Annotated in this window: 12 protein-coding genes; 1 reads left to right on the forward strand and 11 read right to left on the reverse strand. The window is 64.4% G+C overall.

The genetic code is table 11. From position 1 onward, the window contains the following. A partial coding sequence (locus P0D87_RS29325; protein WP_408637099.1) for a citrate/2-methylcitrate synthase occupies positions 1 to 375 on the reverse strand: 375 nt, incomplete at its 3' end. 215 nt (positions 376 to 590) lie between these two features. On the opposite strand from P0D87_RS29325, the gene prpR reads away from it, so the two are divergent. Beyond that, positions 591 to 2561 carry a propionate catabolism operon regulatory protein PrpR gene (gene prpR / locus P0D87_RS29330; RefSeq protein ID WP_053859580.1) on the forward strand — a complete coding sequence of 657 codons (1971 nt, stop codon included), beginning with the start codon at positions 591 to 593 and terminating at the stop codon, positions 2559 to 2561. Between the two features lie 240 nt (positions 2562 to 2801). Here prpR and P0D87_RS29335 read toward each other — a convergent pair whose 3' ends face one another. From P0D87_RS29335 to P0D87_RS29380, 10 genes are all read right to left on the reverse strand, one after another. After that, entirely contained in the window at positions 2802 to 3284 is a 483-nt protein-coding gene (locus P0D87_RS29335; protein ID WP_408637100.1) for a DUF6232 family protein, read from the reverse strand. A 988-nt stretch (positions 3285 to 4272) separates the two neighbouring features. After that, a complete protein-coding gene (locus tag P0D87_RS29340) occupies positions 4273 to 4752 on the reverse strand; it encodes a helix-turn-helix domain-containing protein (RefSeq protein ID WP_321175872.1) in 480 nt (159 codons plus the stop codon). Beyond that, on the reverse strand, positions 4749 to 5900 hold the full coding sequence (locus P0D87_RS29345) for an NAD(P)/FAD-dependent oxidoreductase (protein ID WP_053859581.1): 1152 nt from the start codon (positions 5898 to 5900) through the stop codon (positions 4749 to 4751). The genes P0D87_RS29340 and P0D87_RS29345 overlap by 4 nt, the downstream gene beginning before the upstream one ends. After that, a complete protein-coding gene (locus P0D87_RS29350; RefSeq protein ID WP_053859582.1) occupies positions 5897 to 7276 on the reverse strand; it encodes an FAD/NAD(P)-dependent oxidoreductase in 1380 nt (459 codons plus the stop codon). The genes P0D87_RS29345 and P0D87_RS29350 overlap by 4 nt, the downstream gene beginning before the upstream one ends. Further along, positions 7261 to 7575, reverse strand: coding sequence for a (2Fe-2S)-binding protein (locus P0D87_RS29355; RefSeq protein WP_053859583.1), 315 nt, complete (start codon positions 7573 to 7575; stop codon positions 7261 to 7263). The genes P0D87_RS29350 and P0D87_RS29355 overlap by 16 nt, the downstream gene beginning before the upstream one ends. After that, positions 7572 to 9416 carry an ABC transporter ATP-binding protein gene (locus tag P0D87_RS29360; RefSeq protein ID WP_053859584.1) on the reverse strand — a complete coding sequence of 615 codons (1845 nt, stop codon included), beginning with the start codon at positions 9414 to 9416 and terminating at the stop codon, positions 7572 to 7574. Before P0D87_RS29360 ends, P0D87_RS29355 begins: the two co-directional genes overlap by 4 nt. Further along, a complete protein-coding gene (locus P0D87_RS29365; protein ID WP_171800007.1) occupies positions 9416 to 10396 on the reverse strand; it encodes an ABC transporter permease in 981 nt (326 codons plus the stop codon). Before P0D87_RS29365 ends, P0D87_RS29360 begins: the two co-directional genes overlap by 1 nt. Continuing rightward, complete coding sequence (locus P0D87_RS29370; protein ID WP_006049130.1) at positions 10393 to 11346, reverse strand: ABC transporter permease; 954 nt, start codon at positions 11344 to 11346, stop codon at positions 10393 to 10395. The genes P0D87_RS29365 and P0D87_RS29370 overlap by 4 nt, the downstream gene beginning before the upstream one ends. A 126-nt stretch (positions 11347 to 11472) precedes the next feature. Further along, positions 11473 to 13089 carry an ABC transporter substrate-binding protein gene (locus P0D87_RS29375; protein ID WP_006049129.1) on the reverse strand — a complete coding sequence of 539 codons (1617 nt, stop codon included), beginning with the start codon at positions 13087 to 13089 and terminating at the stop codon, positions 11473 to 11475. Positions 13090 to 13188: 99 nt separating this feature from the next. Further along, positions 13189 to 14463, reverse strand: a complete 1275-nt coding sequence (locus P0D87_RS29380) for an NAD(P)/FAD-dependent oxidoreductase (RefSeq protein WP_053859585.1) — start codon at positions 14461 to 14463, stop codon at positions 13189 to 13191. Between the last annotated feature and the right edge of the window lie 13 nt (positions 14464 to 14476).

Raw genomic sequence — 14476 nt, forward strand, 5'->3', positions numbered from 1 at the left:
TTCCGGCAGCACCGTGCCGAGCACCGACACGCCGGTGCGCATCACATCCATCGGATGCGCGGCGGCGGGAATCCATTCGAGTGCGGCCTTGACGTTCGCGGGCAGGCCGCGCAACGCCTTCAACTTCGTCTTGTAGGCGGTGAGTTCGGCTTGCGTCGGCAGCTTTTCATGCACGAGCAGATAGGCGATTTCTTCGAATTCGCAATTGCCCGCGATGTCGAGAATGTCGTAGCCGCGGTAATGCAGATCGTTGCCGGTCTTGCCGACCGTGCACAGCGCCGTGTTGCCCGCGGTCACGCCGGACAGCGCGACGGATTTTTTCGGTTTGAACGCGCCGGCGTTGGTGGTGCTGGTGCTGTTGTCTGCTTCGCTCATCGTTGTCTCCGGATGCGTTAGGGATTCTCGAACGCGGCCTTAAATGCAAGGAACGGGCCATCGTCGCAGGCTTGCGCTAAGTGTCTGATTTGTCACGGCGGACCGCTTTGCGCGAAACGGCGCACGTTTCGACAATGAAATCATGAAATTTCATTTTTGAAACCGACGCGCGCATAATAGCCGGACCCTGCCACTCACCTCGCGCGAGCCGCAACTTGAGCACTCCATCGTTCGATACAGCCCGACGCCCGCGCATCTGGGCGCTCAGCATCAGCCGTCTGCGCGATCTGTTTATCGACATCGCGGGCGAATACGTGGAACGCGCGGATCTGCGCATCGTCGCCCAAGGTTTCGAAGACGCCGTGCGCGAAATCGACGCCGCCGGCGCGGGTCGTCCCGACGTCGTGATTGCGGGCGGCTCCAACGGCGCTTACCTGAAAACGCGCGTCGCGGTGCCGGTCGTGATGATCACGCCGACGGGCTTCGACGTCATGCACGCGCTCGCCCGCGCGCGCCGCGACGGCGCAAAGGTCGCGCTGGTCACGCACGGCAAAACGCCCGACGAAGTGCGCCGCTTCGTCACGGCGTTCGGGCTCGACGTGACGTTCGCCTCGCATCAATCCGCGCAGGACGCCGAAAGCGTCGTGCTGGACCTGCGCGATCGCGGTATCGACGTGGTCGTCGGCCCCGGACTCGTCACCGATCTCGCCGCGCACGCCGGCATGGGCGCGGTGTTTCTGTACTCGCGCGATTCGGTGCGCGCCGGCTTCGACACGGCGCTCGAAGTCGCGCAGGCGACGCGGCGCGAAACGATACGCCGTCAACGGCTCGACAACCTGCTGCAACACTTGCGCGATGGCGTCGTCGCGCTCGACGCCGAGGGGCGCGTCGAGGCGATGAACCAGCGTCTTGCCGCCGTGCTCGGCGTCGACGCCGCGAATGCAGCGGGCCGCGCGCTGCTCGAACTCGCGCCCGATCTCGCCGGCAGCCTGCCCGACTCCGACGGCGACGCGTTCTGCACCGTGCGCGGCGCGAGCTACGTCGTGCATCGCGGGCCGCTTGCGAGCGGCGGCGCAGCCGCGGGCACCGTGCTGACGTTTCAGGAATCGCGTGCGGTCGAACGGCTGGACCGTACGCTGCGTTCGCGTCAACGGGTACAGCAGTTCAGCGCGCGTTACCGCCTGGAAGATATGGTCGGCGCGGCGGAATCCATGCAACGCGTGCGCGCGCTCGTGCAGCGGTACGCGAGGTCGGACGCGACCGTGCTGATTCTCGGCGAAAGCGGCACAGGCAAGGAAATGGTCGCGCAGAGCATGCATCAGTTGAGCGCGCGGCGCGACTTCGCCTTCGTCGCGATCAATTGCGGCGCGTTTCCCGAGGCGTTGCTCGAAAGCGAACTGTTCGGCTACGAGGAAGGCGCGTTCACCGGCGCGCGCAAAGGCGGCAAGGCGGGGCTCATCGAAGTCGCGCACCGCGGCACCTTGTTTCTCGATGAAATCGGCGAAATGCCGTTGTCGTTGCAGAGCCGTTTGCTGCGCGTGTTGCAGGAGCGCGAAGTCGTGCGGCTCGGTTCGACGGAACCGACGCGCGTCGACATTCGCGTGGTTGCCGCGACGCACCGCGCGTTGACCGAGGGTGTCGAAGCAGGCCGCTTCCGCGCCGATCTTTACTACCGGCTCAACATTCTCAGCATTGCGCTGCCGCCGCTGCGCGAGCGTCCAACCGATCTGCTGCCGCTTGCCGCCGAACTGCTGTTGCAAGCCGCGGCGCGTGAGCCGAGGCTCGCCGCGCGCCTGCCCGACGCCGCTGCCGCCGAACGCATTCTGGCCGCGCTCGCCGAGCCGTTGCGGCGTTACGCGTGGCCGGGGAATGTGCGCGAGTTGCAGAACGTCATCGAGCGGATTGCAGTGGAGCTTGCCGAGATGGAGTCAGACGCCGACTCGCCGGCGGAGACGCAACCGCTCATCACGCGAGACATGCTGCGGACCATCGCGCCGGAAATCGTCGAACCGCAGCAACCGCGCGCTCACAAAACGGCGCTGACGTTGCGCGAACGCAGCCGTCATGTCGAAGCCGATGAAATCCGCGCCGCGCTGGCTGCGCACGACGGCGACCGCGATGCGGTGTGCGACGCGCTCGGCATCAGCAAGACGACGTTATGGCGGAAGCTGAACGGGGCGCGCTAACTTTTGCGATGCTCGCGGCGCTAGAGACCGCGTTCACCTTCCGACATCTGTCAGGAAACAATCGTTTTCTGCTGCGGGAAGGTTGGCAAGGGAAAGTGCGCAGGACCATTGTGGCTCGCCCGGCCGCGCGGGGCGCACCGTAAGAAGCGTTGACAAAGGCTGTGGGTTTGAAGTCGAGTCGCTTTTTGTCTAAACGCTTCTGCGGTTGCGATTACTCTTCCGGCTATTGCCAGTTCGACGCTACCCTCTGTAAATGATCGCCTGGTTCAATGCTGCGACTATGTCCTGAATCCACTTCCGACTTTTATGTCGAAGAACTTGTGTTTCGCCTGAGGCGGAACTAAGCACAACGTAAAACGTTGGCTTCTGCAATACAAACCACAGCACACCGGTGCTAAGGGGGATTGCCACCGACCAAATCGTCGCTTTGCCAGACAAGGCGAGTGCTGCAACAATTGCGCACAGGATTGGACCTAACCGGCTGGGCTTCTTCTGCCACATCCTGACAGCAGTGATTCCGCTCATTGCGAAAGTGCGGTTGCCAGGAAGAAGAAATCGAGCTCCAGTAACCGTTACACCTCGGTTGTTGAAGAACACACGTGTGTCGGCCTCGCTCGCCGAGCCCGTTTGCGCGTAAAGGTCGACCGGTGCACCACAGTGTGGACAGCACGCTGCCTTCTGACTGACTTCCTTGTTGCATTCCTCGCATTTGACTAGGGCCACAACTTCTCCTTGATGAATTGCGTATCTTTAAATAGGCAGATTGATTAAACAGAACTATCGAAAGAATATAAAAATAGCCGCTGTCGCGGCGGGAAAATCGTTGGGTGCCTTATGCCTTCCCGGTCTTCACGACGAGAACCTCGGTGTCCTGCTGGCAGGCACGCTTTGCCTCCAGCAGTCAGTGCATGACAGAAATCGCATAATCAACTCATTTCCCTTATGCAGTCCGAAGGATTGAAGTCGCCTTCGCTCGACTGCAAATACGCGTCCTGCGGTGCGTCGTTTGGTTTGGTCCCGATCCATCCATCTCTACGGTTTGCGCAGCGCCTTTTAATGCTGCGTGCGGCGCTTCTTCCTGGATTGCGAGCACGTCCAGATTTACTGCCAGGTAGACCGTTTCGAACTTGACTCAGGTGCGCGGCACTCAAGCCTGTCTGTTAAGCAAGTGCCTCCAACGCTCCAATAACCACCAACGGCTTCCTCGAGTTTTGGCCGCCTAGGCCCTTCCACTTTGTTGGTGCCGCAATTAGATCGCAATTCGCTAACGTTGACAATGAGCGCTTTGCTATTGGGTGGCAGGTGTTTTATGGTCTCGCCCGGCAGCGATCGGAGTTTAGATGGTGTCCTTAGGAAATTTCACCGTCACTAAGCGTAAAGCCTACCGAGCCGGTGCGCCAGCGAACGAGTTCGTGATCGACTGCTTCGGGTTCACGTCGGCGAGCCTTTGCATCAAGTCAAGTCGCAACCTTCGATTCATTTTCATGAGGATTCCTCCCAGCTGGGAGTGAAAGGTTGGGGTGACTGCATCGCTCGCGAGAGCCGGAACAGGTCGTAGGCACAAAATCTGGCACGATCTCGCACGGCGATGCCGGCCGACGAGGCAGCGCAAAAAACAATGCACCCTCAACCCTATGTGCGGACGGCGCCGGACACGCCGTTGACTCAGCCAGGTTCCGCTATCCAATCCTTGCTTGAGTTTCGACAGCGCCTAGATCGTATCGCGCGTCAGTTCGAGCGCCTGAATCCGACGCTCGGCGAGAGGATCCGTGTGCCCAAGCAGGACCGCGGACGTCTGTTCGCACTGCGCGGCGAAGTTTTCAGCGACGGCTTGTCGCCTGGCAGCGCCGTGCTTGCCCGCATTAACCGCCGCGCGCTGCTGGATGAACATGCTCGGCGTCATGCCGCAGCATCGCTTGAAATGCCGGCCAAAATGGCTCTGATCGAAGAAGCCGACCTCGGTCGCGACCACCGAACCAGGCACGCCTTCGAGCAACAGCATCTGTGCCCGCTGAATCCGCACGCCGCACAGATAGCGATACGGCGACGAGCCGTACTGCTGCCGGAACACGGTCGCAAAGCGCGACACGCTGAGCGCGGACAGCGCCGCGAGTTGCGCGAGCGTCACCGGCTCGTTGAAATGCGCTTCGATAAAAGCCCGCGCGGCGTTGAGGCTGACGGACTGTTTCATGACGTCGCGATGGGCTCTTTTGCAAAGCGCTGGATGGAGAACCTGTCGAGCGGAATCGGCGTGCTGCCCGTATCGACGAGTTCCGCCATCGTCTCGCCGACGCCCGGCCCGATCTGAAAGCCCGAACCGCTGAAGCCGAACGCGTAGAAGAGTCCGTCGACCTTGCTGCTCGGGCCGATCACCGGTTCGCTGTCAGGCAGATAACTTTCCACGCCGCTCCACACGCGGATCACATGCAACGGCGCGAGCGCGGGCACGAGCCGCCGCATCTGCGCGAGCTGGCGCACCGTGTTCTGCGGCAGCACCGACGCGCGGCTCGTCGCGGCATCGGCCGGACCCGCGGGACCGCCGCCGACGATGATATTGCCGCGCGGAATCTGCCGGAAGTAAATGCCCTCCTGCTTGATCGACGTGAACACGCCCATCGACGATTTGAAGACGTACGGCACCGGCTCCGTCACGCACATTTGCGGTCCGCTGACGACGAGCGGCGCGCTTTCGCCGAACTGTTCGGTCAGACGCGTGGCCCACGCGCCCGCGCAGATCACGAGTTGCGCCGCGCGATACACGTCGCCGCGCGCGCTTTCCACGCGAAAGCGATCGCCCTCTTTTTCGACGCGCACGATCTCCGTGTTCTCGATCACCTGCGCGCCGAGCCGCGCGGCCGCGCGTCCGAACGCGGGCGCGGCGAGCCGCGGATTCGCGTGGCCGTCGAGCGGCGAACTGGACGCCGCCAGCACTTCGCGGCTCAGAAACGGAAAACGCCGGAACAACGCGTCGCCATGCAGCACTTCGAGTTCGAGCCCGTAGGCGCGCGCGTCGATTGCATATTGGTCGAAATTCTCGACGTCCTTCTGGTGATAGCACACGCGCGTATGGCCGACCGGCAAAAATTCGACGTCCTCGCCGAGCAGTTCCGCCGAACGCTGCCAGGTGCGCAGCGCGCGATTGGCCATCGCGAGTTGCGGCAATGCGCGGCCTTGCCGCCGCACGCCGCCGAAGTTCACGCCGCTCGCCTGCTGCCCGGTCAGCCCGCGTTCCAGCAGAATCACCGAGCGATTGCGCTGGCGCAAAAAGAACGTGGTCGTCGTACCCATGATGCCGCCGCCGATCACGATGACATCCGCTTCGTTGCGAGTCGCGCTCATTGCGCTGCCTCCTCGGTGAGCGCCACTGGCAGCGGCTTGACCGGCGCCTGGCCGCGCAGGCGTCCCACGGAAGCGAGCGGCACGCACGCCGCCGCGGCAATGACTTCCGCGCCCGCATGTCCGCAATAACGCCCTTGGCAACGTCCCATGCCGACGCGCGAAAACGCCTTCGCGCGATTGGCTTCCTGCGCGCCGGTTTCGCGAACGACGCGGCGCAATTCGCCCGCCGTGATCGCTTCGCAGCGGCACACAATCGTCTCGTCCGGCAACGCGGCGGCGAATTGCGCGGGCCACGGAAACGCTTCACGCAAGCCCGCGGCAAAGCGCGAGAAGCGCGCGAGCTCGTCGCGCAAACGCTGCATATCGCCGATGCCCGCCGCTTGCACGCCGTGATCCTGCAGCGCGGCGAGCGCGGCGAGACGGCCCGAACGTTCGGCTGCGTCCGCGCCGCGCACGCGCGCGCCATCGCCCGCGAGATAGACGCCCTTGACGCTGCTGCGGCCGTCGCTGTCGATTTGCACGAGCCACTGCTGCGCGGCGTCGTCGAAGATAAAACGGCAGCCGGCGAGATCCGCGAGCTGCGTTTCCGGGCGCAAGTGATAGCCGAGCGCAACGGCGTCGCACGCGAACTCGATGCGCTTGCCGCCGGCCAATGCGACTTCGACGCCGCTCACACCCGTTTGCGGCGAACCTTTGATTTCGATGGGCTGCACGCCGCGATAAACCGGCACGCCCGCCTTCGACAACACGCGCGTCAACGCAATGCCTTTTTTCAGCGCGGCGGGAATCGCCAAGAGACGCGGCAACGCGGCGATGCGCTGCATGAACGTCGACGTATCGAGTACCGCCGCGATCTGCGCGCCGGCCTTCACGTATTGCGCGGACACGAGGTAGAGCAGCGGCCCGCTGCCCATCATCACGATGCGCGAACCGATCGCGCAGCCCTGCGATTTCAGCGCGACCTGCGCGCCGCCGAGACTATAGGTGCCCGCCTGATGCCAACCCTTGACGGGCATGAGCCGGTCGGTTGCGCCGCTGCACACGATGAGCGCGTCGAACGGCAGCGTGCCGTAACGCGTGCCGCTCACCGTATGCACCGCGTTCGCCGAAATATTCCACACCAGCGTTTCGGGCAAATAGTCGATGCTGCGTTTCAGCGCATCGAAGCCCGTATGCAACGACGCCGCGCGCTCGGCCTCCGTGCCGTACAGCGTGTCGTAGCTGCGCGAAAAGCCTTCCGGTTGACGCCGGTAGATCTGTCCGCCGTCGCGCCGGCCTTCGTCGATCACAGTCGGGCGCAGACCCGCTTCGACGCATGCCTGAGCGGCGCGCACGCCCGCCGGCCCCGCACCGATGATGACTACACGCGGGGCCATACGCCCTCCCCGGCTTCAGCGAGACTCGTGACGATCGACATGCCCGGCGCCGCCAGCGTGCTGCACGCGCGCACGCGCTCGCCTTGCGCGGTCCACACCCAGCAATCCTGGCACGCGCCCATCAGACAGAAACCGGCGCGGCGGCCGTCGCCGAATTCGGAGTCGCGCAGCGTGGTGCCGTTGGTGAGCAGCGCGACCATCAGCGTGTCGCCTTCGGCGGCCTCGCGCACTACGCCGTCGACGGTAATCGGAAAGGTCTTGCGACCGGTTTCCGCGAGCCGCACAAATCGCTGGTTCATGCCGGGATCGTCTCCAGGTTTTGCAAACGGCTCAACTCGGCCGCCGAGTGATGACAAAGAATCTCCGCGCCCGAAGGCAGTTTCTTCAGCGACGGCGGCGTCATGTTGCAGATACCGTCGATGCGCACGGGACAGCGCGAGCGGAACGAACACAGCTCGGGCACGGCGGCGCTCTCGCCCATCGCGGGCAACTTGCAGGCGGCGACGTGGCGGCGCGCATCGAGCCAGCCTGGTTTTAGTTCGGGCACTGAATCAACCAGCAAGCCCGTGTACGGGTGATACGGCGGCGCCGCGAGCACGTCGCGCTGTCCGGCTTCGACACGCTGCCCGGCGTACAGCACGATCACTTCGTCGCAGATCGCGCGCACCGTCGAAATGTCGTGGCTAATGAACATGTACGAGACGCCCAGCTCGCGCCGCAATTCCGCGAGCAGATCGAGGATCGCGGCGCCCACTACCGTATCGAGCGCGGACGTGACTTCGTCGCAGAGAATCAGCGCGGGATCGGCGGCAAGCGCGCGCGCGAGGTTCACGCGCTGCTTCTGGCCGCCCGACAGGCCCGCGGGGGTGCGCGTTGCAATCGAAGCCGGCAGCTTCACCAGATCGAGCAACGCGAGCATGCGCTTCTTCGCCGCCGCGCCACGCAGATGGTGATAAAACGCGAGCGGCCGGCCAAGAATATCCGCGATCGAATGGCTCGGATTCAGCGCGGTATCCGCGTTCTGGAACACGATCTGAATCTGCCGATACTGCTCCGGCGTGCGGCGCGATAGCTGCGCGGGCAACGGCTCGCCGTTGAACAGCACATCGCCGCGCGCACGGTCGACGAGACCCGCGACCACGCGTGCCAGCGTCGTCTTGCCCGAGCCCGATTCGCCGATCACGCCGAGCGCGCTGCCGCGAGCAATGCTGAGGCTCACGTCGTCGAGCACGCGCACGGCGGGCATGCCGTCACGGCCGATGCGTCCATAGCCCGCCGAGAGGCCGCGAATCTGCAGCAGCGGCGGCACCTGTCCCGCGCCGTCCTGCAACGCGGCCGAGGGCGCTTCCGGGCGGCGCGTCGCGGCGAGCAACTGGCGCGTGTAGGCATCCACGGGCGCATCGAGCACTTGCGCGACCGCGCCGTTTTCCTTCACCGCGCCGCCGTTCAGCACGACGATGCGGTCGGCCATCTGCGCGACGACGGCAAGATCGTGCGACACGTACACCGCCGTCGTGCCGAGTTCGCGCACCACCTTCTTGAAGGCGGCGAGCACTTCGATCTGCGTGGTGACGTCGAGCGCCGTGGTCGGCTCATCGAACACGACGACCGCCGGATCGGTGATCAACGCCATCGCCGCCATCAGACGCTGCAATTGCCCGCCGGAAACCTGATGCGGATAACGCTCGCCAATGGTATCCGGCGCGGGCAGCGCGAGCGCGCGAAACAGTGCGATCGCTTTGGCGCGCGCGGCGTCTTTCGTCATCAACTGATGCAGCAGCGCGGGCTCGGTCACCTGATCCATGATCGTGCGCGCCGGATTGAAGCCCGCCGCCGCGCTCTGCGCGACATACGCGACCGTGCGCGCGCGCAACGCGCGGCGTCCTTTGGCATCGAGCGAGAGCACTTCCACCTCGCCGATGCGCACCGAGCCGCCGCTGATCGAGCAGCCCGCGCGCGCATAGCCGAGCAGCGACAGCGCAATCGTCGTCTTGCCCGAACCGGATTCGCCGATCAGCGCGAGCACCTCGCCCTTCTTCACCGAAAAGCTGACGCCCTTGACGATCTCCGTCACCGGCCCGTGCGCCGCGCCCGCGACGACACGCAGCCCTTTCACTTCAATCATGTCCCGGTCGGCCATCATGCGTCTCCGTGGCTACGGCTGCGACGCCGCAAGTTGTCGATCAGCAGATTCATGCCGATGGTCAGCGTGGCAATCGCGACGGCCGGCATCAGCACCGCAGGCGCGCCTTCCGATAAGCCGCCGATGTTCTCGCGCACGAGCGAACCCCAATCGGCGTTCGGCGGCTGCACGCCGAGGCCGAGGAAACTCAGCCCGCTCAGCAGCAGCACGATGAACACGAAGCGCAGGCCGAAATCGGCGAGCATCGGATGGATCATGTTCGGCAATACCTCGACACGCGCGATATATAAGAGCCCTTCGCCGCGAGCCCGCGCGACCTGCACGTATTCGAGCCCCATCAGGTTCAACGCGAGCGAACGCGAGATGCGAAACGCGCCGGGAATGTAGGCGAGCGCCGCGACCGTCGTCAGCATCGGGATCGACGATCCGAATGCCGCGATCACGACGAGCGCAAGCACCTTGCTCGGAATCGAAATGAGCGCGTCGAACAGGCGGCTCAGCACTTCATCGACCCACTTGCCCGACACCGCGGCAAGCAGACCGAAGAACGTGCCGATCACGCTCGCGAGCACGGCCGCCGCGAGCGCGAGGCCGACCGTATAGCGTGCGCCGTACAGAATGCGGCTCAGCATGTCGCGGCCGAGGTAGTCGGTGCCAAGCGGATACGCCGCGCTATAACGCCCGAAAATTTCCGTCGACGTCAGCGCGCCGCCCTGGTACGGCGCGACGAGCGGCCCGACGAAGGCGACCAGCAGCCAGAACAGCACCATCACGAGGCCGAGCAGGCCGAGCACCGAAAAGCGGTGGACGAGGCGTTGCAGCGGGTTGTACTTCGCCGGTGCGCTCGTGGTTGCGGTATCGGCGGCCAGCGTTTCAGCCGCCATGTCAGCCGGTATATCGGCGACGAGTTCGTCGCGGCTCACGCCGTACAACTCGGTGCCCGCGTGAGGGACGTGGTGATCAGGTTGGCTCATCATCGACGTAGCCTCGGGTTGGATACGATTTGACACAGGTCCGCGATCAGCACGAGCGCAAGATACGCGGCGCAGAACACCATCACGCAGCCTTGCACGAGCGGCATGTCGCGGTTCGTCACGGCGTCGACCATCAGGCTCGCGAGGCCCGGATAGTTGAAGATCGACTCGACAATCACCACGCCGCCGAACAGGTACGACAGACTCAGCGCGACCGCATTCGCAATCGGCCCGATGGTGTTCGGCAGCACATGCCGCAGCACGACGCGCACGGGCGACGCGCCCTTGAGCATCGCCATTTCCACATACGACGAATTGAGCTGGTCGAGTACTGCGGCGCGCGTCATGCGAGCCATCTGCGCGACGATCACGCAGCACAGCGTCATGACGGGCATTGCATAGATGCGCAACAACGCGCCGAACGAATTCACTTCGGACAGGTAAGACAGCGCGGGCAGCCAGCGCAGCTTCACGGCGAAGATCAGCACGGCGATGGTCGCGACGAGAAACTCGGGCACGGCTACCGTCGAGAGCGTCAGCACGTTCAATGCGCGATCGAGCAGCGAGCCGCGGAACATCGCGGACGAAATGCCGATCAGCAGCGCGAGCGGCACCGAGACCACCGCGGTCAAACCGGCGAGCACCAGCGAGTTCGGCAGACGCGTCGCGATCAACTGACTAACGGGCAGATTGTTCGACATCGACGTGCCGAAGTTGCCGGTGACGATATGAAAGAGCCACTGGCCGTAGCGCTGAAGCGCCGGCTGATCGAGCCCGAACTGATGCCGCAATGCGGCGACGGCCTCGGGCGTGGCGGCCTGGCCGAGCGCCTCTTGCGCGGCGTCGCCAGGCAGCAGCCCTGTCACGCCGAACACGATGGCCGACACCAGCAGCAGCGTGAGCAGCGCGAGGCCGAGGCGCGCGGCGATGAGTCGTTGCGCGTGTGCTTTCATTGAAAGTCGCCTCCAGTTGAAGCATGCGCGCGGCGTCGCGGCGCCGCGCCAGTGCATGTATTGCGTGTATTGCGCGCAGGTGCGAAGTCGTGGCGCTCCGGCTCAATGAGCCGGAGCGCCTTCGCGTTACGCCTCTAGCCAGACGTTTTCCGCGAACGCAAAACCCATCAGACCGGCAAGCGGAATCGAACCGAGTCCCTTCAGCTTACTCGTATAGCCATCGAGCGAGCTATGAAAGAGCGGAATGCCGATGCCGCCGTTTTCATGCACGAGCACCTGCATGTCGCCGTAGATCTTCTTGCGCTTCGCGTCGTCCGGTTCGCCGCGCGCGGCGACGAGCATCTGATCGAACTTCGGGTTCTTCCAGTTGGCTTCGTTCCACGGCGCATCGGACTTGAAGAACTGCGTGAACAGCACGTCCGCGCTCGGGCGCGCATTGATGTTGCCGAAGCCGAGCGGATGCTTCATCCAGTGATTCGACCAGAAGCCGTCCGAGGGCACACGGCTCACCTGAAGGTTCAGGCCCGCGCGCGGCGCAGCCTGTTGCAGCAGCATCGCCATTTCGACGGAACCGTCGGCGGCCGGAGAGGCGAACACTTGCAGCGGCGCCGAGCCGAGCTTGGCCTTCTGGAAATAGAACTTCGCCTTGTCGGGATCGAAGCCGCGTTGCGGCAGGCCGGCGAGATAGTATTTGTTGGTCGGGTCGATCGGCTGATCATTGCCGATCGCGCCGTAGCCGCGAAACACCGAGCGGCGGATCTGTTCGCGGTCCATCAGGTACATCATGCCGCGGCGGAAATCGTCGTTGCCGGTAATGCCGCCCTCGTCGCGAACGATCAGGTCCGTGTAGCCGCCGGTCTTCGTCTCCAGCACCTTGAAACCCGGCGCGGTCTTCAGGCGTTCAGCCGAATTCGGCGTGAGGCCGTTGATCAGTTGCACGTCGCCCGACAGCAACGCGTTCACGCGCGCCGATTCGTCGCCGATACCGATCAACTCGATCTCGTCGAGATACGGCATGCCCGGCTTCCAGTACTTGTCGTTGCGCACGCCGACCGTGCGCACGCCCGGCGAGAATTCCTTGACCTTGTACGGACCTGTGCCGACGGCCGTTTTGAAATCGCTCGTGCCGTCCTTGATGATGAGGAAGTGCGACGTCGCGAGAATCACCGGCAAGTCGGCGTTCGCGCCGTCGAGTGTGATCGTCACTTCGTTCGGGCCGGTGGCCTTCACTTCCTTGATCTGATCGGCGATCGTCTTTGCCTTCGAAGCGGTGGCCGGATCCTTGTGGCGCATGATCGAATAGACGACGTCGGCGGGCGCGAGCGACTTGCCGTCGTGGAATTGCACGCCGTTGCGCAGCTTCACAACCCATACGGTCGCGTCCTTCGTCTCGATGGATTCGGCGAGCGCCATCTTTGCGCCGAGATGGGAATCGAGTTCGGTCAGGCCGTTGTAGAACATGTTGCAGCGGACGTAATCGGTGCTGAGCGCGCCCTTCGCCGGATCGAGCGTGTCGGCCGCGGAGGCCGACTGCGTCGCCACGCGAATCTTGCCGCCCTGCTTCGGCTTCGCTTGCGCGAGCGCGGAACCGCTTGCGGCCATCAGCCCGGCGCCCGTCAGCGACATCATCCCGGCCGCGGTCAGCGCGCGCAGCACGTCGCGCCGCGACGCGCCTCTCGCTGTCAATTGCTCGAGCCCGTTGTCGAGGCCAGGAGCGCCGTGGGGTGAGTTTTCCTTATTCATCGAACTTCTCCGCGAGGTAAGGCAGTTGTGGGGGCTGCGTGGGTTTGTAGTTGTCGACTGCAACAGCGGGACTTCAATAGCGAGTGCAACAGCGGGACTTCAGTAGAAGATGTCCTTGATACGGTAGTACGTGCCGACCAGCGGCAAGAACCAGGGCTTGCCGGTGTGCCCAGGAATCGCGGCCCATTCGGACTCGTCCCACGGGTTGCGCTCCGCGCGGCCGTCCATCACATCGGCCATCACCTGACCCATGTGCGTCGACATCTGCGTGCCGTGGCCGCTGTAGCCCATCGAAAAATAGATGCCGTCGTGCTGCCCGGCATGCGGCAGGCGATCGGCGCTGATGTCGACGAGACCACCCCAGCAATAGTCGATGCGCGCACTTGAGAGCATCGGAAACATCGCGGCGAGACCTTGCTGCAGGATGCGCCCGCTCTTGGCATCGGATGGCCGCTCGGACGCCGTGAAGCGCGCGCGTCCGCCGAACAGCAAGCGCGAATCGGGCGTCACGCGAAAGTAGTTGTGCATCAGCCGCGTGGTCGTGTACGCGCGCCGGTTCGGCAACGTCTGCACGAGCAAGGCGGGCGGCAGCGGCTCCGTCACGACGATGAACGAGCCAACCGGCGCAAGCCGCCGCCGATACCAGCCGAACGGTCCATGCCGCGACGGCCCGGTCGCGATCAGCACCTGCTTCGCGCGCACTTCGCCGCGCGCGGTGACGACGCGATGCGCGCCGCCGTCTTTCACGATCGACGTAACCGGCGCGTGTTCATACACCTTGGCGCCGCGCCGAACCGCCGCTTCCGCAAGCCCGACCGCGAACTTGCCCATATGCATCTGGCCGCCGTGACGATGCAGCAGCCCGCCGTAAAAACTGTCCGACTGCACTTCGCCGCGAATCCGCTCGCCGTCGATCAGTTCGATGTCGGGATCCACCGCGCGACGGATCAGATCCGCCGTCTTTTCCAGATGCGCAAAATGATGCGGCTTCGACGCGAGCTTGAGCTTGCCGGTCGCGGCGTAATCGCAGTCGATCTGTTCTTCGTCGATCAGACGCTCGACCGTATCGACCGCATCCGAATACGCGCGATAGCACGCGCTCGCACGCTCGAGGCCGAGTTGCGCGGCGAGCGCGACGAAGTCTTGCGCGACGCCCGTGTTCACCTGGCCGCCGTTGCGGCCCGACGCGCCGCCGCCCACGCGTCCCGCGTCGACCACCACGACCGACGCGCCGCGTTTGCCGAGCGCCAGAGCCGCCGACAAACCCGTGAAGCCCGCGCCGATCACCACCACATCGGCGTCACCGTCGAGCGGGCCTTCGCACGCCGACACAAAGGGCGGCGCAGTGTCGAGCCAGTAAGAGTCGAGCTTCATCCTGTGCGGGTCC

The sequence above is a fragment of the Paraburkholderia sp. RL17-368-BIF-A genome, assembly GCF_046054045.1.
In the GTDB taxonomy this organism is placed as follows: domain Bacteria; phylum Pseudomonadota; class Gammaproteobacteria; order Burkholderiales; family Burkholderiaceae; genus Paraburkholderia; species Paraburkholderia graminis.

Excerpts from the sequence above, each read along its gene's own strand:
- P0D87_RS29340 (WP_321175872.1), bottom strand. The coding sequence starts at position 4,752 with ATGAAACAGTCCGTCAGCCTCAACGCCGCGCGGGCTTTTATCGAAGCG.
- P0D87_RS29345 (WP_053859581.1), bottom strand. The coding sequence starts at position 5,900 with ATGAGCGCGACTCGCAACGAAGCGGATGTCATCGTGATCGGCGGCGGC.
- P0D87_RS29350 (WP_053859582.1), bottom strand. The coding sequence starts at position 7,276 with ATGGCCCCGCGTGTAGTCATCATCGGTGCGGGGCCGGCGGGCGTGCGC.
- P0D87_RS29355 (WP_053859583.1), bottom strand. The coding sequence starts at position 7,575 with ATGAACCAGCGATTTGTGCGGCTCGCGGAAACCGGTCGCAAGACCTTT.
- P0D87_RS29360 (WP_053859584.1), bottom strand. The coding sequence starts at position 9,416 with ATGGCCGACCGGGACATGATTGAAGTGAAAGGGCTGCGTGTCGTCGCG.
- P0D87_RS29365 (WP_171800007.1), bottom strand. The coding sequence starts at position 10,396 with ATGATGAGCCAACCTGATCACCACGTCCCTCACGCGGGCACCGAGTTG.
- P0D87_RS29370 (WP_006049130.1), bottom strand. The coding sequence starts at position 11,346 with ATGAAAGCACACGCGCAACGACTCATCGCCGCGCGCCTCGGCCTCGCG.
- P0D87_RS29375 (WP_006049129.1), bottom strand. The coding sequence starts at position 13,089 with ATGAATAAGGAAAACTCACCCCACGGCGCTCCTGGCCTCGACAACGGG.
- P0D87_RS29380 (WP_053859585.1), bottom strand. The coding sequence starts at position 14,463 with ATGAAGCTCGACTCTTACTGGCTCGACACTGCGCCGCCCTTTGTGTCG.